The 21139-nt window shown below is 59.6% G+C and carries 15 protein-coding genes; 4 read left to right on the forward strand and 11 right to left on the reverse strand.

Annotation, left to right across the window (positions count from 1 at the left end):
• Nucleotides 1-6 precede the first annotated feature (6 nt).
• The 4 genes from purL to ACIQ39_RS03690 form a co-directional block, all read right to left on the reverse strand.
• Nucleotides 7-4287: a phosphoribosylformylglycinamidine synthase gene (purL, locus tag ACIQ39_RS03675; protein ID WP_396433259.1), complete on the reverse strand. Its 4281-nt coding sequence runs from the start codon at nucleotides 4285-4287 to the stop codon at nucleotides 7-9.
• A gap of 197 nt (nucleotides 4288-4484) precedes the next feature.
• Nucleotides 4485-5828 (reverse strand): NAD(P)H-dependent oxidoreductase, encoded by a 1344-nt coding sequence (locus ACIQ39_RS03680; protein ID WP_396433260.1) that lies wholly within the window; start codon nucleotides 5826-5828, stop codon nucleotides 4485-4487.
• Complete coding sequence (locus ACIQ39_RS03685) at nucleotides 5825-6697, reverse strand: phytanoyl-CoA dioxygenase family protein (RefSeq protein ID WP_396433261.1); 873 nt, start codon at nucleotides 6695-6697, stop codon at nucleotides 5825-5827. Before ACIQ39_RS03685 ends, ACIQ39_RS03680 begins: the two co-directional genes overlap by 4 nt.
• The gene (locus tag ACIQ39_RS03690; protein ID WP_396433262.1) at nucleotides 6663-7379 is read right to left on the reverse strand and encodes a GntR family transcriptional regulator; all 717 of its coding nucleotides are present in this window, start codon (nucleotides 7377-7379) and stop codon (nucleotides 6663-6665) included. The genes ACIQ39_RS03685 and ACIQ39_RS03690 overlap by 35 nt, the downstream gene beginning before the upstream one ends.
• 174 nt (nucleotides 7380-7553) lie before the next feature.
• On the opposite strand from ACIQ39_RS03690, the gene map reads away from it, so the two are divergent.
• The 3 genes from map to ACIQ39_RS03705 all read left to right on the forward strand — a co-directional run bounded on the left by map (nucleotide 7554) and on the right by ACIQ39_RS03705 (nucleotide 11699).
• On the forward strand, nucleotides 7554-8369 hold the full coding sequence (gene map, locus ACIQ39_RS03695; RefSeq protein ID WP_396433263.1) for a type I methionyl aminopeptidase: 816 nt from the start codon (nucleotides 7554-7556) through the stop codon (nucleotides 8367-8369).
• Nucleotide 8370: 1 nt separating this feature from the next.
• Nucleotides 8371-11022 carry a [protein-PII] uridylyltransferase gene (locus tag ACIQ39_RS03700; protein WP_396433264.1) on the forward strand — a complete coding sequence of 884 codons (2652 nt, stop codon included), beginning with the start codon at nucleotides 8371-8373 and terminating at the stop codon, nucleotides 11020-11022.
• A gap of 143 nt (nucleotides 11023-11165) precedes the next feature.
• Nucleotides 11166-11699: a flavin reductase family protein gene (locus tag ACIQ39_RS03705; RefSeq protein ID WP_396433265.1), complete on the forward strand. Its 534-nt coding sequence runs from the start codon at nucleotides 11166-11168 to the stop codon at nucleotides 11697-11699.
• Nucleotides 11700-11765: 66 nt separating this feature from the next.
• Here ACIQ39_RS03705 and ACIQ39_RS03710 read toward each other — a convergent pair whose 3' ends face one another.
• Genes ACIQ39_RS03710 through aroC form a run of 3 tightly spaced genes read right to left on the reverse strand, consistent with a single transcriptional unit; the run spans nucleotide 11766 to nucleotide 14949 of the window.
• Nucleotides 11766-12647, reverse strand: coding sequence for an alpha/beta fold hydrolase (locus tag ACIQ39_RS03710; RefSeq protein WP_396433266.1), 882 nt, complete (start codon nucleotides 12645-12647; stop codon nucleotides 11766-11768).
• Between the two features lie 19 nt (nucleotides 12648-12666).
• Complete coding sequence (locus ACIQ39_RS03715) at nucleotides 12667-13848, reverse strand: MFS transporter (RefSeq protein ID WP_396433267.1); 1182 nt, start codon at nucleotides 13846-13848, stop codon at nucleotides 12667-12669.
• Between the two features lie 3 nt (nucleotides 13849-13851).
• Nucleotides 13852-14949 (reverse strand): chorismate synthase, encoded by a 1098-nt coding sequence (aroC, locus tag ACIQ39_RS03720; RefSeq protein ID WP_396433268.1) that lies wholly within the window; start codon nucleotides 14947-14949, stop codon nucleotides 13852-13854.
• Between the two features lie 41 nt (nucleotides 14950-14990).
• On the opposite strand from aroC, the gene ACIQ39_RS03725 reads away from it, so the two are divergent.
• Entirely contained in the window at nucleotides 14991-15647 is a 657-nt protein-coding gene (locus ACIQ39_RS03725; RefSeq protein WP_396433269.1) for a Crp/Fnr family transcriptional regulator, read from the forward strand.
• Nucleotides 15648-15732: 85 nt separating this feature from the next.
• On the opposite strand, the gene ACIQ39_RS03730 is transcribed toward ACIQ39_RS03725, so the two are convergent.
• The 4 genes from ACIQ39_RS03730 to ACIQ39_RS03745 all read right to left on the reverse strand — a co-directional run bounded on the left by ACIQ39_RS03730 (nucleotide 15733) and on the right by ACIQ39_RS03745 (nucleotide 21030).
• Entirely contained in the window at nucleotides 15733-17196 is a 1464-nt protein-coding gene (locus ACIQ39_RS03730) for a hypothetical protein (protein WP_396433270.1), read from the reverse strand.
• A 467-nt stretch (nucleotides 17197-17663) separates the two neighbouring features.
• Complete coding sequence (locus tag ACIQ39_RS03735) at nucleotides 17664-18773, reverse strand: hypothetical protein (protein WP_396433271.1); 1110 nt, start codon at nucleotides 18771-18773, stop codon at nucleotides 17664-17666.
• Nucleotides 18760-20643 carry an adenylate/guanylate cyclase domain-containing protein gene (locus ACIQ39_RS03740; RefSeq protein WP_396433272.1) on the reverse strand — a complete coding sequence of 628 codons (1884 nt, stop codon included), beginning with the start codon at nucleotides 20641-20643 and terminating at the stop codon, nucleotides 18760-18762. Before ACIQ39_RS03740 ends, ACIQ39_RS03735 begins: the two co-directional genes overlap by 14 nt.
• Nucleotides 20644-20850: 207 nt before the next feature.
• Nucleotides 20851-21030: a hypothetical protein gene (locus tag ACIQ39_RS03745; protein ID WP_396433273.1), complete on the reverse strand. Its 180-nt coding sequence runs from the start codon at nucleotides 21028-21030 to the stop codon at nucleotides 20851-20853.
• Nucleotides 21031-21139 lie beyond the last annotated feature (109 nt).

The following is a 21139-nucleotide window of genomic DNA, read 5'->3' on the forward strand; positions in this document are numbered from 1 at the left end:
CACACGTCAACCCACCCACCGGCGGGCGTTTTGCCAGACGCGCAGCCAAGGGCTGGTGTCGTCCACGTTTGCGCTGGTCCAACTCATTTGCACATTGCGGAACACGCGCTCGGGGTGCGGCATCATGGCCGTGAAGCGGCCATCCAAGGTGGTCACCGCCGTGAGGCCCCCCGCGCTGCCGTTGGGGTTGAAGGGGTACTGTTCGGTGGCCTGGCCGTGGTTGTCCACAAAACGCATGGCGGCGATGGCTTGCGCTGGATTGCCCCGGTGCTTGAAGTTGGCAAAGCCTTCGCCGTGTGCCACCGCAATCGGCAATCGGCTGCCTGCCATGCCTTGCAAAAACAGGCTGGGTGATTCGAGCACCTCGACCATCGACAGGCGGGCCTCAAAGCGCTCGCTCTGGTTGGTGGTGAAGCGCGGCCAGTCTTGCGCACCGGGGATGATGTCGGCCAGTTCGGCGAACATCTGGCAGCCGTTGCACACGCCCAGCGCAAAACTGTCGCTGCGCCCAAAAAAGGCCTGAAACTGTTCGGCCAAAACCGTGTTGAAGGTGATGCTGCGCGCCCAGCCCATGCCTGCGCCTAAAGTGTCGCCGTAGCTGAAGCCGCCACAAGCCACCAAGCCCTTGAAGTCGGCCAATTTTGCACGGCCAGACTGCAGGTCGGTCATGTGCACATCGTGTGACTCAAAGCCCGCTTTGTGGAAGGCATAGGCCATTTCCACATGCGAGTTGACGCCCTGCTCGCGCAGGATGGCCACTTTGGGGCGCGACAAATTGAGAAACGGCGCGGCCACGTTGTCCATGGGATCAAAGCTTGGTGCCACATGCATGCCGGGGTCATCCGCACGGCCTGCGGCGGCGTGCTCGGCGTCGGCACATTCAGGGTTGTCGCGCTGCTGGCAAATCTTCCAGCTCACGCTGTCCCAGACCTGGTGCAGGTCGGCCAGCTTGGCGGCAAACACCTCTTGGGTGTCGCGCCAGATGCTGAGCTCGCCCACGCCTTTTTGGATGGTCGATTGCACCGGACGGGTCTTGCCAATGACGTGTGTGTGCTTGGACAAGCCGTGCTCGCGCAGCGTCTGCAGCACCGCATTGCGCTCGGCCGTGCGCACTTGCAGCACCACGCCCAGCTCTTCGTTGAACAGCGCCTTGAGGGTCAGTTCTTCCCGGCGGGCGCTGACTTGGGTCCCCCAATTCTTGGCGTCACCATGCTCGGCGCGGCTGTCGATGATGCCGTCGCCTTCGGTGACCAGCATGTCCACATTCAGCGCCACGCCCACATGGCCTGCAAAAGCCATCTCGGCCACAGCTGCCAGCAAGCCGCCGTCGCTGCGGTCGTGGTAAGCCAAGATTTGGCCCTGTGCACGCAAGCTGTTGACGGCTTTGACCAAACTCACCATCGCCTGCGGGTCTTCCAGGTCGGGCACGCTGTCGCCAAACTGGCCCAGCACCTGGCCCAGCACACTGCCGCCCATGCGGCTTTGGCCTTGGCCCAGGTCGATCAGCAGCAAACTGGTGTCGTCCTCTTGCGCGTTCAGTTGCGGTGTGAGGGTGCCACGCACATCGGCCAAGGTCGCAAAGGCTGTGACGATCAGGCTCACCGGCGAGGTGACCTTGTGTGTTTGACCGTTGTTGTTCCACTGCGTGCGCATCGACAAGCTGTCTTTGCCCACCGGGATCGAGATGCCCAGCGCCGGGCACAGGGCCAAGCCGACGGCCTTGACGGTTTCGTACAAAGCGGCGTCTTCGCCCGCCTCCCCGCAAGCGGCCATCCAGTTGGCGGACAGCTTGACGCGGGGCAGTTCTATGGGCGCGGCCAGCAAATTGGTGATGGCCTCGGCCACGGCCATGCGGCCAGACGCGGCAGCGTTGAGCGAGGCCAACGGCGTGCGCTCGCCCATGCTCATGGCCTCACCCGCAAAGCCCGCGTAGTCGGCCAGGGTCACGGCCACGTCGGCCACGGGCACTTGCCAGGGGCCAACCATTTGGTCGCGGTGCGTCAGGCCCCCCACGGCGCGGTCGCCGATGGTGATCAAAAAGCGCTTGGATGCCACGGTGGGGTGGCTCAGCACGTCGATCACGGCTTGTTGCAAGGACACGCCCGTCAAGTCCATGGCGGGTGACTGGCGTTCCACGCTTGTCACGTCGCGGTGCATTTTGGGCGGCTTGCCCAGCAGCACGTTCATGGGCATGTTGACGGGCATCGAAGGCGATTGCCGCGCTTCGCTCAATGAGGAAGCTGTGGATTGCCGCGCTTCGCTCGACGAGGAAGCTGTGGATTGCCGCGCTTCGCTCGATGAGGAGGCTGTGGATTGCCGCGCTTCGCTCGCAATGACGAGGTACTTGTCATCGCGAGCGGAGCGTGGCGATCCATGCATTGAAGGGCCTGGCGATCCATGCATTGAAGGGCCTGGCGATTCATGCATTGAAGGGCTTGGCGATTCAGTCTCGGCATAACCCGCAGGCCCACGCAAAGCTGGATCGATGGGCAGCCGCTCATCCGCCAAAACCAACTGGCGTTCTTCGGTGGCCACGCCAATCACCGCAAACGGGCAGCGCTCGCGCTCACAAAAGGCGGTGAACTGCGCCAAAGACTCGGGTGCGATCGCCATCACATAGCGTTCTTGGCTTTCGTTCGACCAGATTTCTTTGGGCGACAGGCCGGACTCTTCGAGCTGCACGGCACGCAAATCAAAGCGTGCACCGCGACCGGCGTCGTTGCTCAGCTCGGGGAAGGCATTGGACAATCCGCCCGCGCCCACGTCGTGGATGGCCAAGATGGGGTTTTGTTGGCCCTGCGCCCAGCAGTGGTTGATGACCTCTTGCGCCCGGCGCTCGATCTCGGGGTTGCCGCGTTGCACCGAGTCAAAGTCCAGGTTGGCGGCGTTGGTGCCGGTGGCCATGGAGCTGGCGGCGCTGCCGCCCATGCCAATGCGCATGCCGGGGCCGCCCAATTGAATGAGCAAACTGCCCGCAGGGAATTCGATCTTTTGGGTTTGCTCGGCGTCGATCTGGCCCAGACCGCCCGCGATCATGATGGGCTTGTGGTAGCCGCGCAGCACACCGTCCACGGTCTGTTCGTATTCGCGGAAATAGCCCAGCAAATTGGGTCGGCCGAATTCGTTGTTGAAGGCCGCAGCGCCCAGCGGGCCCTCGGTCATGATCTGCAGCGGGCTGGCGATGTGCTCGGGCTTGCCGCCTGCTTGGTCGGACATGCCGCCCCAGAGTTTGGACACGGTGAAGCCCGACAAACCTGCCTTGGGCTTGGAGCCTCGGCCAGTGGCGCCCTCGTCGCGGATCTCACCGCCCGCGCCCGTGGAGGCGCCGGGGAATGGCGAAATCGCGGTTGGGTGGTTGTGCGTTTCCACCTTCATCAGCACATGGTGCAAGGCGTGTTCTGTTTGGTAAGCCGCGCCCTGCCCTGAAGTCCGTGCCACAAAACGCTCCAGGCTGTGGCCTTCCATCACCGAGGCGTTGTCGGAATAGGCCACCACCGTGTGCTGGGGGCTGTGTTGGTGGGTGTGGCGGATCATGCCAAACAGGCTTTGGGGCTGGGCCACGCCGTCGATGGTGAACTCGGCGTTGAAAATCTTGTGGCGGCAGTGCTCGCTGTTGGCCTGCGCGAACATCATCAGCTCCACGTCGGTGGGGTTGCGCTTGAGGCCCGTGAAGGCGGCGACCAAATACTCGATTTCGTCATCGGCCAGGGCCAGGCCCCAATCTTTGTTGGCGTCTTCCAATGCCCTTTTTCCCTTTTCTGGGCCACCGCTGAGCACGTCCACATGCGCCATGGGCGCTGGCTCGAGGGCGGTGAACAAGGCCGCTGCTTCATCGCTGCTGGGCATGGCCGACTCGGTCATGCGGTCGTGCAACACGGCCGCGACTTGAGCCCATTGCTCGGGCGACAGTTTGGCGGAGCTGAGCAAGCCCGATTTCATCAACAAGCGGTATTCGGTCAGGCGCTCCACCCGGCGCACATCCAAACCACAGTTGTGCGCAATGTCTGTGGCCTTAGAGGCCCAAGGCGAGACGGTGCCCAAGCGGGGGCTGACCACGATCACCGGGCCGTCCACCGGTCCGGCATAGGGCTCGCCATAAGTCAGCAAAGCAGAAAGCGTTTGTGTTGGGGCATCGGCCAATGGCGCTGTCGTGGCGACCAGGTGGACAAAACGGGCCGAAATGCCCTGGATTTGCGGCGAAATCTGGGCCAATCGGGGCAGAAGTTGGGCCATGCGAAAGTCGCTGAGGGCTGTACAGCCTTCAAAAGTCGTGATGTGCAGGGACACAGGGTGGCCTTGTAAAGAGACAGAAAACCGTCATTCCGGGGCCGCTGACTGGGGCTTGCCGGCAAAGGCGGTATTTTAACGGTGTAAACCCTGATCTGAAGGCGAGACGGACCGATTCAGGACGCTCTTTTTCAAGAAGCAAAAAGCCGTGCAGCTGATGCAACACGGCTTTTTTGGATGCCCGACAGATGGACAGGTCAACCCAGCACCGAAGTCGCCTCCATCTCGCGCCGGATTTTGTAGGCGTGGGTGCTGGTGTCCATGGCCACATCGTCCCAGCACAGGCTTTGGCCTTTGGCCACGGGGCGAATGACTTTCACACCGTGCGCCAAGCCCAGCGGCAGGCCGCCCATGCGCTTGGAAGCAGCGGCGGGCAGCAGCTTGCCCCACACCGTGTAACCGCCCTCGCCGTCCAGCATGTCGCCAGGCTTCAAGTCGCGCTTGGCGGTGGCCACCACGTCGGCGTTCCAGCCTGTGGCCACGCCCGTGGGTTCGTTGCGCAGGGCGACGCTCGCCACACTCACGCCCACTTCCAAGCCAATCAGGTGCCAACGTTTGTACAGCGTGAAATACCGGCCCGAGGGGTCGGTGTGGGCGTTGTACTCTTCAAAGCAATTCTTGATGTAGTCGGTCTCGGCCTCGACCGTGACCCACACGCCCATGCGGATGTCGTAGGGAATCTTGCGGCCATCGGTCTCCAGGCTGGAGATCACCTCGACCATGCCTTTGCGTTCGAGCACGCCGCCTTCCGAGATCGGGCGGGTGACATAGGGGATGTCTTCGACGCTGGCGGGCGGGTAAAGCAAGCCGTTGCTGGGCACGCCCAAGCCCGTTGCGTTGGACACGGCAGTGCTTTCGATTGAGGGCTTGGAGCCATCCAAAAAGCTGTTAAACATTTTGGGGTTGAGGCCCCCGCGTTCGGCTTGTTCGGGCGTGAGGCCGTAATAGCCCCACACGGTCTCAGGCGTGGATTCGCTGAAGTGTGGCAACCATTTGTGGCCCCGGCCTGCAGCCACCACCGGAAAACCGCAGGTGCGGGCCCAGTCCACCAAATCGCAAATCAATGCGGGCTGGTCGCCAAAGGCCAGCGAGTAAACCACGCCTGCCGCTTGCGCACGGGTGGCGAGCAAGGGGCCGCAAAACGCATCGGCTTCCACCGTCACATTGACCACGTGTTTGTGGTGGGCAAAGGCTTCCAAAATGTGGTCCACCGCGTGCAGGGGCGAACCGGTGCACTCCACAACCACGTCCACCGCCGGGTGGCGCACCAGGCTTTGCCAGTCGTCGCCCACATGGGTGCTGCCGTTTTTCACGGCTTCGTCCAGGTTTTTGGCCGTCAGGCGCTCGGGGCTCCAGCCCACCCGGGCCAGGTTGGCGCGGGCGGCGTCGGGTGACAAATCGGCAATGCCCACCAGGTGCACGCCCGGGGTGCGCGGAATTTGCGCCAAGTACATGGAGCCGAATTTGCCCGCACCGATCAGGCCGATGCGGATCGGACGGTTCTCAGCGGCGCGTTGCAGGAGTTTGGCGTGCAGGTTCATGCGGCTTCTTTCAACACGTCGAGCGAGGTTTTCAGGGCGCTTTCGGGCATGCCGTTTTTCCAAGGCATGTCGACCGGGTAACTGTTCACCAGGCAGTCGTCGGGCAGGCAGCTGATGGGGGTGAAGTCGCGGTGCGCGATGTATTCGGGGCGCTTGTGGCGGCGGACATGGTTGGACACAGCACACAAGCTCAGGTATACGCTCACCCGGTTCCAGGGCGACAGGTTGCTGGCCGAGGCGTGCACCAAGCAGCTGTGGAACAAGATCATCGAGCCCGCTGGCCCGGTGGGGCTGACGATGCCGCCGTCTTTGTCACCGGCGCGTTGCACCAATTGTCGGATCAGGTCGTTGTCGACTGTCCACAAGGGGTAACTGGTGGTGGACAAGTCGTGTTTGGCCTCGACCACGCCCTTTTTGTGGCTGCCGGGGATGAACATGAGTGGGCCATTGAAGGGGTTCACATCGTCCAGAAAAATCGCCACGTTCATGGCCCGCTCAGTGGGCATCAGGTCGTCGTTGAGCCAGGTGCCGTAGTCTTGGTGCCACTGCCACACGTCGCCTTCAAAGGCCATCTTGCCGTTGATTTTGAACTGGTGCATGTACAGCGCTTCACCCAACAGGTCTTGCACCGGCTCGATCATGCGCGGGTGACGCGCCAGCTTGGCAAAGGGCTCGCTGTACATGTGGGCGGCAAAGTTGGTGCGCACGGCGTCGCTGCCTTTTTCGCGCACGTTGTAGGCCTCGCGTCGGCTGTACAGCTCGGGCACGGCGTCGGTCAGGTTTTGGGTTTCTTCGGGCGTGAACAGGCCGGGAAAAAACAAATAGCCCTCGCGCTCAAATTGTTCCAGTTGTTCGGGTGTCAGTCTCATGGTGTGCTCCTGTTTTGCGGTGGTGAATTTGTTCGACAAGTCGGGCCGTGAGTTGCACGCTGGCCTCGTGGGCGTGTTCTTGCACCAAACGCACAGCCAAATCGGCATCCCCGGCTGCAATGGCTTGGGCAATGGCCTCGTGTTCGTCCCACACGGTTTGCCGCTGGTGCGAGGACTGCAGCACCGCGCCCATCACGCGCTTGAGGTGGTGCCAGTGCAGCGCTATGCTTTGCTCGATCAGGCGGTTGCCCGATGCTTGGTAGATGGCGCGGTGAAAAGCCAAATCGGCCAGGATCATGGCCTGCACATCACGCGTTTGCTCGGCCTGTCGGCCGTGCTGCATCAAGGCCGCGTCCAGCACGACTGCGCGTTCGGCCGCCAAGCGCACGGCCAACGCGTCCAGGCTGCCGCGCACTTGGTAGACCTGGGCGATCCAATCCACATCGAGCTGTGTGACCTGCACCCCTCGGCCGGGGGCGTCTTCGACAAAGCCGTCTTTTTTGAGCAAACGCAGGGCTTGCAAGACGGGTTGCCGCGACACAGCAAAGCGTTGGGCCAAATCCTCTTGCGTCAAACGTTCGCCGGGCACCAGCGTGCCCTCGCTGATGGCGTCAAGCAAGCGGGCATAAATCTGCTCCACCAGGTCGGGCGCGCTGCGCAATGAAAGAAGGGTGTTTGTCATGTTTGTATACAGAATACAAACATCAGGGCTGCAAACCAATAAGGGTTTTCACTGCGTAAGGGCGTCGAGGCAGAAAAAACCGTCTTGCGCATGAACGGGGTGAGCGAAGCCGGGTCTGGGGTTGTTCTTTCGCAGACAGCTGGAGGCCAGAGCGCAATGGGATAATCCGAGGCTATGACGATCACTCTTAAAACCGCCCAAGACATCGAAGGCATGCGGCTGGCTTGCCGCCTGGCCTCGGAAGTCCTTGACTACATCGAGCCCTTTGTCAAACCGGGCATCACCACCAATGAGATAGACAAGCTCTGCCACGACTACATGGTCGATGTGCAGGGCTGCATCCCGGCGCCGCTGAACTACGCTCCCGGGGGCTACAAACCCTACCCCAAGTCGATTTGCACCTCCATCAACCACCAGGTCTGCCACGGTATTCCCAACGACAAGCCGCTCAAAAAAGGCGACTCGGTCAATATTGACATCACCACCATCAAAAACGGCTGGCATGGCGACACCAGCCGCATGTTCCATGTGGGCGAGGCCTCCATCGCCGCCAAGCGCCTGGCTCACATCACCTATGAGGCCATGTGGAAAGGCATCGAGCAGGTCAAGCCCGGTGCCCATTTGGGCGACATTGGCCACGCCATTCAAAAATTCGCTGAGGGCCACGGCTTTTCTGTGGTGCGCGAATTTTGCGGTCACGGCATTGGCCGGGTCTTTCACGAAGACCCGCAAGTGCTGCACTACGGCAAACCCGGCACACTGGTTGAGTTGGTGCCCGGCATGGTTTTCACCATCGAGCCCATGATCAACGCGGGCAAGCGCGACATCAAAGAAATGGGTGACGGCTGGACCATCGTGACCAAAGACCATTCGCTCTCTGCCCAATGGGAACACACGGTGGTGGTGACGCAAAGCGGCTACGAGGTCTTGACCTTGTCAGCGGGCAGCCCCGCCACGCCTGCTTTCATCACCCACGCGGCCACCGCCTGAGATGAGCGCTCTGGCCTCGTCCACAGCCCAGGCCGATGTGGCCAATTTGGCGCAGTTGCGCGAAACCTACCGGCGCGACAAAGCCGCCGTTTTGCTCAGTTTGGCCCAAAGCGGTGCCCTGACCCGAGGGCTCAAGCAGAGCCTGCGCCAGTTGTCGATTTTGGCCGACGGCCTGTTGATCAAACTTTGGAAGAGCGCGGGCTTGTCACCCGAGGCGTGCTTGGTTGCGGTGGGCGGTTTTGGCCGGGCCGAGTTGTTCCCCTACTCCGATGTGGACGTGCTGGTGCTGTTGCCCGACGGCCAGTTGCCCGAATCTTCTCCCGCCTTGCAAGCCCAGCTCGAACGCTTCATTGGCAGCTGCTGGGACACGGGCCTGGAAATCGGCTCCAGCGTGCGCACTCTCAGCGAGTGCCTGGCCGAATCGGCCAAAGACATCACGGTGCAGACCTCGCTCTTAGAGTCACGCCGCGTGACGGGCAACACCCGTTTGTTCACTGAGTTTCAACAGCAGTACCAAGCGGCCATGGACCCGCAGGCCTTTTGGGTGGCCAAGACCCTCGAGATGCGCCAGCGCCACACCAAATTTGAGGACACGCCCTACGCGCTGGAGCCCAACTGCAAAGAGTCTCCCGGCGGCTTGCGCGATTTGCAGGTGATTTTGTGGGTGGCCCGTGCCGCAGGTTTGGGCCACAGCTGGGATGATCTGGCCCGCAAAGGCTTGGCCACACCCTTGGAGGCGCTGCAGATCAAGCGCAACGAAGCCCTGCTGGGGCTGATCCGTGCCCGCTTGCACCTGCAAGCCAAGCGCCGCGAAGACCGGCTGGTGTTTGACCTGCAGACCCATGTGGCCGAATCGTTTGGCTACGCGTCTGACATCACGCCAGAGGGCCGATTGGCCCTGCGCGCCAGCGAAAAACTGATGCGCCAATACTATTGGGCGGCCAAGGCGGTGACGCAGCTCAACCAAATTTTGTTGCTCAACATCGAAGACCGACTGCAAGCCGATCGGGGCGAATCGTCCACCGACTTTGTCCCGCTGAACGAGCGCTTTTATGAAAAAGCCGGCCTGATCGAAGTGGCCAGCGACGATTTGTACCAAAAGCACCCGCACGCCATCCTTGAGACCTTTTTGCTGTACCAAACCACGCCAGGCGTGAAAGGTTTGTCGGCCCGCACGCTCCGGGCGCTGTACAACGTGCGTGCCATCATGAATGGGCGTTTTCGCACCGACCCGGTCAACCGGCAAAGCTTTTTACAAATTTTGCAACAGCCCCAAGGCATCACCCATGCGCTGCGCTTGATGAACAACACATCGGTGCTGGGCCGATATTTGTGGGTGTTTCGGCGTATCGTGGGGCAAATGCAGCACGATTTGTTCCACGCTTACACGGTGGACCAGCACATCATCATGGTGCTGCGCAATGTGCGCCGCTTCTTCATGGCAGAACACTCACACGAGTACCCCTTTTGCTCGCAACTGGCCAGCGGCTGGGACAAGCCTTGGATTTTGTACACCGCCGCCTTGTTTCACGACATCGCCAAAGGCCGAGGCGGCGACCATTCTGTGCTGGGCTGCGCCGAAGTGCGCACCTTCTGCCGCCAGCACCTGATCGACAAAACCGATGCCCAGTTGATCGAGTTTTTGGTCAGCGAGCACTTGACCATGAGCCGTGTGGCCCAGAAAGAAGATTTGGGCAACCCGGATGTGTTGGCACGTTTTGCCCAGCGTGTCGGCAACGAGCGCCGCCTGACCGCGCTGTACCTGCTCACGGTGGCCGACATCCGAGGCACCAGCCCCAAAGTTTGGAATGCCTGGAAAGGCAAGCTTTTGGAAGACCTGTACCACGGCACCTTGCGCGTTCTGGGCGGCAGCGCCCCGGACGCCAACACCCAGGTGCAAACACGCAAGCGCGAAGCCTTGATCGAGTTGGCCCGACACGCTGAGCCGTTCGAAGGCCACAAAGCGCTCTGGGATACCCTCGATGTGAGCTACTTCATGCGCCACGATGCCTCAGAGATCGCTTGGCATGCGCGTCAGCTTGCGCGGCATGTGGCCCAAGCTGAGCAGACCCAAACCATCGTGCGCGCAAGGCCCTCGCCGATCGGTGAAGGCCTGCAGGTGTTGGTGTTCACACCAGACCAAGACGATTTGTTTGCCCGCATTTGCGGCCATTTCGACCAGTCGGGCTTCAGTATTTTGGATGCGCGTGTGCACACCACCCGCGCAGCTTGGGCGCTTGACACCTTTCAGATCGTCACCACCATGCTGCCCGAGCATTACCGCGAACTGATGACCATGGTGGAGTCTGGACTGACACAAACCTTGGAGCAGCAAGGCAGCTTGCCCACACCCTCCAAAGGCCGCATCTCGCGCCGCGTGAAAAGCTTCCCCATCGCACCCCGGGTCAGCTTGCGGCCTGACGACCAGGCCCAAAAATGGTTGTTGAGCATCTCAGCCAGCGACCGCATGGGCCTGCTCTACAGCATCGCCTTGGTGCTGGCGCGACACCAAATTCGCCTGCACCTGGCCAAAATCAGCACCCTGGGTGAGCGGGTGGAGGACACCTTTTTGATCAGTGGGGCCAAGCTGCAGCAAAACAGAGCACAAATCGACATAGAAACCGAGTTGCTGCAGGTCTTGCAACCCACTTGATCGAGGTCCAACCCGGCCTGCTGCAAGCCTTTCACCACCGGTCCATGCGTGTGCGCTGCAGTTGCTACTTCCCCTTTTTTGCCCCTTCTTTTTGCCCTTCTTTTTGGCCCTCTTTTTGGCCCCCGGTTTTTTGAAAGCTTCACATGTGCCCAGCACCCCAAGCCCTGCCCCTTGAGCAGGCACGACCGCCGACACCGGACCCGACCGATTACCGCAACGCTTTGTCATGCTTTGCCACGGGTGTCACGGTCATCACCACCCACTGGCAAGGCACCGATTGGGGCATGACCTGCAGCTCCTTTTCGTCCGTCTCATTAGAGCCACGGCTGGTGCTGTGGAGCATCCGCAAAAGCGCCAACAGCTTGGAAGCCTTCACCCGTTCCGCGGGCTTCACGGTCAGCGTTTTGTCTGGCCAACAAGAGGCACTGGCCCGTCAGTTCGCCTCGGGCGACATGGTTCAACGCTTTGCACAGGTGCCCACCGTGCGCCTGCCCAGTCAACGCCAACGACTTGACAAGGCTTTGGCCTGGTTTGACTGTGGGCTGCACCAACTGGTGGACGCGGGCGACCACCACATTGTGATCGGCCAGGTGCACGACTTTGGCTGGCACGCCAAGGCCAAGGCTCTGACTTACTGGCGCAGCCGCTTCGGCCAATTTGACAGCACTGCGGCGTGATCTGAGGAGCGCTTGCAGGCTATGCGCCCATTGAGCCGGTCTCTCACACCCTGAGCACAGCACCCATCACGCACCGGTGCCCAGCACCGCCAGCAAGGCCGCATGAAAGGCCTCGGCCGCCTCGTACTGCACCCAATGCCCTGCGTTGGGCACCAACTGCCAAGCACCCCAGTGCGCCGCCATCTGCGGCATGGCCACCGCCAACTCGGACAAACGCCCCCGGTACAAGGCATCGTGTTCCCCAAAAATGGCGCTGACACGGGCTTGCACCTGTGGCAACACCCGCGCCACGATGTCTGTCGAGGACAAGCGTCTGCGCGGCATGCGGTCGCGCTGCACATTGGCCGCATGCAAGCGCAGCGCCAAAGCGTCCAAAGCTTCTGGCGCGTGCAGCATCAGGGCCATCAGGTTGTGCCGGTGCACCGCCGTTTGCGCATCCGCGCTGGCCAGGTGCCGCCAAGCTTTGAGCGGTATGCGCTCGGGCACTGTCAGGCCCATGCCTGGGGCGCCCACCAACACCAATTGGGTGGCATCTTGCGGATGCTCAGCCAACCACAAAGCCCCGGCCATGCCACCAAATGAAAAGCCCACCACGCCCACCCGCACAGCGCATTGCCCCGCGCTTTGCAACTGCTGCAGGCCGCTGTGCAAATGCGCCGGCAGTTGGTCCACATCGGAACAGCCCGCAGGCAAGTCAGAGTCGCCAAAACCCGGCAAGTCGGGCACCAGCACGCGCCAACCCGCGTCACGCAAAGGCGCGATGTTGCGCACCCAATGCGTCCAGCTGCCACTGCCGCCGTGCAACAAAACCAACGCAGGCCTCTCGGGCGGCCCCCAGGCGTGCCATAGCGTGTGCGCTTGCTGGCAACAGGTGGTCAAGCGCTCCGCCCCCGCCAAAGCCAGGGCCAGCTCAGGCGTCAACGCGTCGGGCAAAACCGTGTGCAACATGGCGTTCAAGCGACAGGCATCAGGTGCGCGTCAACGACTTGGGGTGTTGCAAACGCCAAAGCTTGTAAGCGGCGGCTGTGGCCACGGCGCTGGTGGCCATGCTGAGCCAAAAAACACTTTGCAAGCCCCAACGTTCACTGATCAAACCGCCCAGCAAGGCCCCAATCACCCCCGGAAACCCGTAAGCCGCAACGGTGTAAAGCGCTTGGCCGCGACCGCGCAAGTGGCCCGGGAAATAGCCCGAGATCAAGGCGATGCAAACGGTGTGGTGGGTGGCAAAGGTGATGGCATGGAGGGTTTGTGCCAGCAACAAAACCCAAAGCACATCGGCCCAAGCGGCCGTCAAGCCCATGCGCATGCACATGATGACCGAACACGCCACGAGCCAAGCCGTCAAAGGCACGCGGGGCAGCCACCGCGACTGGGTAAAAAACCACACCACCTCCACCGCCACCGACACCGCCCACAGCGTGCCAATCATGGTTTTGCTGTAACCCAGTGCGTCAAGGTAAAGCGAGAAAAAAACGTAAACACCAATGTGCGACAGCACATGGAAAAACGTGGAAGCAAAAAACCACTGCACCTGCTTTTGCCGCAGCACAGGCATGACCGACACATGCTCGCGCACGCTGTGCGTTGACTCTTTGAGGTCAGGCATCCACCCCACGCTGAGCAACACAGCCGCCAAGGTGAGCACCGTCCAACCCGGAAAGTGCTGCATGCCAAAAGCTTCAAACCACGCCCCTGCCGCGAACACCGTGAGCAAAAAGCCCAAAGAGCCAAACAACCGGACGCGCCCATAAAGCTTGGTGTCGAAAGCGCCACCCCGGCTCACTAAATGCGCCATGGCCGCCTCGCTCATGGGCATCATGGCGCTGGTGTGGCTGAACATCAGCAACAACACCAAGCCCAGCCCGACTGGCCCCCAATCCCAAAACAGCAAACACGCCGAGGCAAAAGCCACGCCAGCCCCAATGCGCAAGAGCTTGACGCGCTCGCCTGTGCGGTCGCTCAAGGCACCCCAGGCATAAGGCGCAAACAAGCGGGTCCCGGCCTGCACCGCAGTCAGCACGCTGATGGTCAAGAGGCTCAAGCCCATGTCTTGCAACCACAGCGGCAAATACGGGTTGAAAAAACCGATGTGGGCAAAGTAACTGGCCGACAAAGCGGCAAAGGGCCAAAGCTGTCGGCGTGGCGTCATGCCTTAAGGCTTGGCCGCAGCAATGGGGGCCAGGTCGTGCGCAACATCGCCGCATTGCGCACGGTGCTGCAATGCATGCTCCATGACCACCAGGGCCAGCATGGCCTCGGCAATCGGCGTGGCGCGTATGCCCACACAGGGGTCGTGACGCCCTTTGGTGATGACCTCGGTGGGCTGGCCCGCCGCATCGATGGAATCGCGGGCAATCAAGATCGAGCTGGTCGGTTTGATGGCAATCGACACCTCCATGTCTTGCCCGGTGCTGATGCCGCCCAGCACACCGCCCGCGTTGTTGCCCACAAAACCCTCGGGCGTCAGTGTGTCGCCAGCCGTGCTGCCTTTTTGCGTGACGCAGCCAAAGCCCGCGCCAATTTCCACGCCCTTGACGGCGTTGATGCCCATCATGGCGTAGGCGATGTCAGCATCGATCTTGTCAAACAGCGGCTGGCCCAGGCCCACCGGCACGCCGCGTGCCACCACCCGCAGCCGCGCACCGCATGAATCGCCCGACTTGCGCAGCGCGCTCATGTAGTCCTCCAGCGCAGAGACATCGGCCACCGGCGCAAAAAACGGGTTGTTGGGCACATGCTCCCAGCTCTCAAAGCCAATCGGCACCTCGCCAATTTGGGTCATGCAGCCCACAAAAGTGGTGCCAAACTTTTCTTTCAGCCACTTCTTGGCCACCGCACCCGCCGCCACCATGGGGGCCGTCAAGCGGGCCGAAGAACGCCCACCACCACGCGGGTCGCGCAAGCCGTATTTGCGCCAATAGGTGTAATCGGCATGGCCCGGGCGAAAGGTCTGCAAGATGTCGCCGTAATCCTTGCTGCGCTGGTCGGTGTTGTTGATCAGCAGGCAAATCGGCGTGCCAGTGGTCAGGCCTTGGTACACGCCCGACAAAATTTGCACCGCGTCGGGCTCGTTGCGCTGGGTGACAAACTTGCTGGTGCCGGGGCGACGCCGGTCCAGGTCGGGCTGGATGTCGGCCTCGCTCAAAGGCATGCCCGGCGGACAGCCGTCGATCACGCAGCCAATGGCCGGGCCGTGGGATTCACCAAAGTTGGTGACGCTGAATAGGTTTCCAAAGGTATTGCCGCTCATAAGGGTGGATTATCCCAGAGCGGCGACAGTACACTGTTCGAATGCAATTTGACAGCACCCATCACCCTGCATGGCCTAACCAACAGACACCATCCCATTTGCAGCGCTTGGCCGCGCTGGGTGAGCCGTGCCATTTTGAGCCCGATGCGGTGTTGCTCCATGAGGGCGAGGAAAGTTCACATTTGTATGTTTTGCTGGCCGGGTGTTTGCGGGTCTTCACGTCCAACGAGCAAGGTCGCCAACTCGTTTTGAATGACATTCATCCCGTTGAATGCGTGGGCGAAATGTCGCTCGATGGCGGCCCACGCAGTGCCACCGTCAAGGCCATTCAAACAAGCCATTGCGCCCGCATTGACCGGCAAACCTTGTTGAACTACTTTCGGCAAGAACCTGAGTTTGCTTTGGAACTTTTGCAGCAAGTGATCTTCAAGGCGCGCATGGCATCCAGACAAGCGGGGGATTTGGCATTGCTCGACACATACCGCCGCCTGAGTTTGTGGATCCAAACCCATGCCGTCCATCTCAACGCTCAAGGTTTTCGCACCACCACGGCCGTGACGCACACCGAACTGGCGGAACACATCGGCTGCACCCGTGAAATGGTCAGCCGCTTGCTCAAAGACCTGCAGGCGGGTCAATACATTCGCATGGAACAGCGCAGTCTGGTTTTGCTGCGGCCTTTGCCGCCGAGGTGGTGACAAAGGCCCCTTAGGGTGACGCTGAGGGGCGCTCATGGCCCTGAGACTTGCCAACGCTGCAATCAGGGCATCCCAAACTTTGGAGTCACAGCAAACGAGGTTCACCGTACTCGCTGCGCAGTTGACTGATCCCAAAATAGGGCGGAGGCAATGGCAGCACCCCCTGATAGGCCAAGGGTGGCGAAAGCCAAGCCCTGGCCCATTGCGGTGCGGCAAAACTGGTGCCCGATGCTCTGTACCATGGCCCAGAAACGGCCCCCATCGTCAAAACCCCAGGCAGACTGCTGACCTCATTGACCACACACAACACATCAGCCCCACGCACAGCGTGCCGACCGCCACGGGCTGGCCCTCCGCCAGAGTACGCAGCGCGGTAGTGAGGTCGCCACTTTTCATACCCACCCACCATGGTGGTACTTTGGCCGCAGGCCGAGCCCAAAAGGCTGCCCGAGCCGTCCATGGTTGGAAGAATGTCTTGGGTCTCAATTTGAGCCGACTCGAATCTGCATGGCCACAGGCGTTGCACAAAACCAGGGTTTCGTCCACCCCATGCTGTGTACAGACAAACGGGGGCTTGTTGTGCTTTTGGGGAAAAGATGCCGATACACCAACGACCTGCCAAGCTGGGGATTGTTTCGGTCGCGCCCACCTCCAGCAGCACGCAAGGCTGGCCGTTTTGAAGCGTCACCGTCAAGGTGCCACCTGCAAATGCACTGACCAGTGGACCGATGCCGGGCGTCAGGGCCAGCTGCACGGGTATTGTGTGGCCGGGTGCCGTGACCGACACCATGAAAGCCTGCATCTTTGGGGGAAACCAGATTTCGGTGGAAGCCGCTGCACCGTTGCCATAAGGCACATCCAGGTACACACTGGATGTGGTGCCTGCTGCCACAAACTTCATCTTGGCATGGCGCTGATCATCGTGGCTGTTGCCCGATGGGAAAACGACCTTCAATCTGATGCCGTGTTTGTTCTTCGCCCAGGACACCAACTGATCCACCGCGCGTTCAAACCAAGAGCTGCCATCGTGCGGCCCCAGTTCGGTGCCGTAGTCCAGCACCACCACCACATCTGAGCCATTTTGTGCACAGGCCAGCATGTAACGCAAAGCGTCGTAACTGATGCGATCAATGGCGCCACGGCTCGGACACATCCCCACGGCGCGTGGAATCTGCACAAACACAATGTCCACGTCATCCATGTCCTGTCCCGCTTTGAGTTCACCCAAGCCTGAGCCTTGAGCCAGCGACGGAGAAAGGTATTGCCCAGCCAACAAGCCCAAGGTCAAGGTGCCATGGGTAAAGTCGTTTTCAAGGGCCGAATAGCGGGCAGCCCGGTAAACTTCGCGGTCTGAACCAGCGCCGAGGTAAGTTTTCAGTGCAGCACGGTCCATCTGACGCCCGTACTGCAAGCCCGCCACTTTGGGCCGACTGCCTCTTGCAGGGTCAAATTCAGGGCTCGGGTCTTGATCCCAGATCGCCAATACACGGGTGCTTGTTCGACCCACATCACACAAATGCTGGTGCGCGAACGCGCAACCGTGGTCCATCAAGCCAATGATTTTTTTCTTCTTGGATTGAGGTGGCGCATTTGAATTGAAAACGGAGGCATCACCAAATCTGGCGACAGGCATTGGCCGAGTCGTTTTGGCGACCGCACACAGTTGCAGCTCCCTGATGCCGGGCAGCAACATCAATCTGGTCAGCTGTGTTTTGCTGACATCGGCGGTGAAATACCTTGCTTTGTCATTTGGGTCAAAGCCATCATCCGTAAACAAATCATGCACTGGTAGGTTTAGATAGTGGATGCTTGCTTGATCTTCTTCAGACAAGGGCCACGCCAATGCACCAGCAATGGCATAAAGAATTTCACCACAGGCATCCATCGCCAAGTGATGGTCAGCAAAATCATTGGCCAATCCAGCCAGAAAATAGGGGTCAAGCTTGGCAAAGTCCTCTGGTTGAACACCCAAGATGGCAGCCAGCTTTGAAATAGGGGTCTCAATCATGGATGCACTCACTGCGCTTGCTCTGTCGCGGGAACGTTAGGCGACTTGGTGGTAGCAATGCGCGCCCACTCTTTTGTGGCGACCTCCAAAAGCGCTGCCCATGCATCCGTTTTCACGGCTTGATTCTTTTGCAATGATGATTTTTCGATGACGACGTCCTCTGTATCGCCAGGCTGGAAACTCTGAGGCGAAGGCGCTGATTCGGCAGGCGCAGCACCCACCAAAGCATTCCCAATGGCGTGCCCGAGCCATTCCCCAGCGGTCATGTCTACAGGGAAATGCACACCCGCGACAATGCGGTTTTCTCCAATGCGTTTGACCAGGCGATCGAGTGCAGCATTCAATCCTGTGGGCAGAGCACCGCTTGCCGCCACCACATGTTTCAACACCTGGGCCATCACGCGCGCTTCGACCACATGCCCCATGGGGTAGGCACTGTGCCGGGGCGTGCGAATCAGCGGCTGCACCTGAGGCGAATAATCCACCGGACGGGCGCAGGCAAAAGCGTGCTTGAACTGAAAGTGCACGTACTGTGCCAACTGGGTGGCAATGGTCAGCACCATCATGGTGGCTGGGGTTTTATCAGGGCCAAGGGGCAAGATGCCAGCAAAAAACGCACCGATATCGTTGGTTTGCACCAAGATTTCATCAAACCGATCAGGGCGCAGATGGGCAGCCGCCAGCACAGCAGGAATTTCATTCAAAAAACGTTTTATGGGGGGGCGATGCAAAATGAGTGCGGGCGTACTACCGACATTCAAAGTGACTGAGCTAGGGGCACCACCAGTGTTCACAACAAACATGCGCAGCAAATCGGGTATCACCGCATAAGGCACTGTCCATTCATCCCAGTGTTTCAATCGATTTCCAATATCTTCGCCCGTGGGGAAGTCGGGTTGGTATGTGGCCTCCAAGTCGGGTTGGTATTTGTCGTCCACATAGGTACGTATATCTGAAGGATTTGCAACAGCATCGCGTGATTTGATGAGGCCGGCGTAAGCATTGGCACCGCCAAAGCCACCGCCAAAGCCACCGCCAAATCCGCCACCGAAGCCGCCGCCATACTGAGAGCCACCTCCGTTGATGAAGCCACCTCCCAAGGGTTTAATCATTTGCATGTCCGTACCTTTCATTGAGTTGAGTAAGTGCTTGTTTCATGCGGGTTCGCGCATGACTGACGTCGTTGCCCAAAGATGGGTAGTGTGAAAGAGGCAGGGCATTGCCACTTTGATTTATCCATTGGGACAACTGCTGAGCCTCAGGCCACCGTTGACATTCAACCAGAGCGCACAAGTGGGCACGCAACGCGGGCAAATGGTTGAGGTTCATTTTCTGAATCGCGTTCATCAATGAAAACGCTTGTTCGTACTCACGATTGAGCACCAAGGCAGAAAGCAAAATGGTGCCAAAAAAATACGGCTGATTGTTCAGTGGCGCCAATGCGCAGGCCTGTCGGGCATGGTTCAGTGCCTTTGGTGCATCGCCAAAGTGTGACTCCCACACACTTTTGAAGGCCCAGGCCGTTGGACTGTTGGGAAATAACGCAATGGAGCTGTCCAGCAAGTCCCGCGATTGTGCGAGCTCGTTACTCGTTTGGCAAAGGATGTACCCCTTCATGGCCAAGGCTGCGGTGTTGTTGTGGTTTTCTTGAAGGATCCGGCTGCACAACTGGATCGCCATGCTGGTGTCATGGCTTGCGTTTTGGCTTTCCTGTTTGATGACGCGAAGCAAGTACCAGTTGGCCAAATGGACTTTGAAATCTGGAAATCTTTGATGCCTGTCGATCAAGTGTTCAAAGATCAATTTGCCTTTGTCAAATTCATCGCGACTGGCACGGTGCATCAAGCCAATACCGCTCATTTTCAAGGTGTATGACTTGAGATTGGGTGCGGGCGCGTGCAGCGCATTTTTGATTTCATGGTTCGAAATTTTTAATGCGAACAAAGCGGTCAAACGCATGACCGCCTCAGACTCCAACTCGAACAACTCGGCCAAAGAAAAATGGAACCGCTCACTTGCAATCACCCTTTTGGTGCTCACTTCCACGAGTTCTGCCATGACCATGGTCTTGGGCGAGTCTCCAATACCAATCACCGCATAACTGCCTGTCAACAAATAATCCGCATTCAACAACTTTTTCTCAATCAGATCGTTGAGATGGGATTGCCTGAAATGCGTTGTGCTCAACCGCGATAAAACATGCAATTCTTCCGAGCGCCCCAGACTGGAGATGACCGCATCTGCGATCAAATCGCCTACTGCAAAATGTTCTGGATGGTTGCTCCGCGCCTCAAAAGGAATCACCGCAACACAGGCCTTGAATGCGCCGGGGTGCATCTGCAAATGATGGGGTGACTGGGTCGTCACTGCGGCAAGTCGGAACACACGAACCGAGCCCTCCACATGCTTGAAATAGCACTCCCCCATGTCGGTCAAATCCGCATCCAGCCCATCCACCAGCAAATCACGCACTTGCACGCTGATCACCGTCTGCCCCGGCCCTGCCAAACTGGCAATACGGCTGGTCAGGTTCACACCCGCGCCGTAAATGTCTTGATCGGCAGCAAACACATCGGCCACGTGACAGCCGATGCGCAGCCACATGTGTTCTGACTCGGGCAAACCGGTATTGAGTTGCGCAAAGTGCGCGTGCATGCGGCAGGTCAGGCGTTCCAGCTGCATCGCGTCGCTCAGCTGCAGCAGCACACCATCACCCAGGCTTTTGACCAACTGGGCTTGGTGTGCAGGCAGCAACTCGGCTTGAAGAAACCGTGTGAAGTCCAACCAACGCGTCAGCGTGGTCTGTTCGTCGCTTTGCATCAAGCGCACCGACTCCATCAAATCAGCCACCACGATGAGGCGATTGGGCAGGCGAAAAATTGGCAAATCCGACGCCAATTTTTCTTCCAAAGAGACAGGTTGTTGGTGTGACTGCATACCGCGAAATGTTCGTCTTATGAAAATCGTTTCACCATTGGGGTTTTCCATCGATGGCGGGACGGCAAAGCTGTGAAGGCCACCTCACTGAGTCGAATTGGAGGGTGCGGACGCGGTCTTTGCAAGGTAATTATTCACCTCTGCCCATGGAATCTTTCTGTCATCACGCCCTGCTGCCTGTTGGTGTTAAGTCAATACGGACCTTGGTGAATATTTACGGTGACAAGGATCCTGGCATCCAAGACGATTGCGGCCTGTTCAAGCCATCCAGTATGGCCTGAATGCAGCAGCGGTCATTTGTTCAACCTTCAAGGCAACTTCTATGAAAAATTTCAAGCGCTTCGGTTTTTGCACTGCAACAGCATTGGATTTGAGCGCCTGCGGCGGCGGGGGTGAAACACCCTCCAGCGCCATCGTGCTGTTGGGCACAGCAGCCAAGGGGCAGCTCCTGTCGGTAGCCACTGCGGCCTTGCCAACGCCCGCTTGCAAGTTCTGACTTCACTCAACCTAGGAGATATCTCGTGATACGACAACAAGCTGAATTTTT

Origin of the sequence: Limnohabitans sp., assembly GCF_044361645.1 — a bacterium.
In the GTDB taxonomy this organism is placed as follows: Bacteria; Pseudomonadota; Gammaproteobacteria; order Burkholderiales; family Burkholderiaceae_C; genus Limnohabitans_A.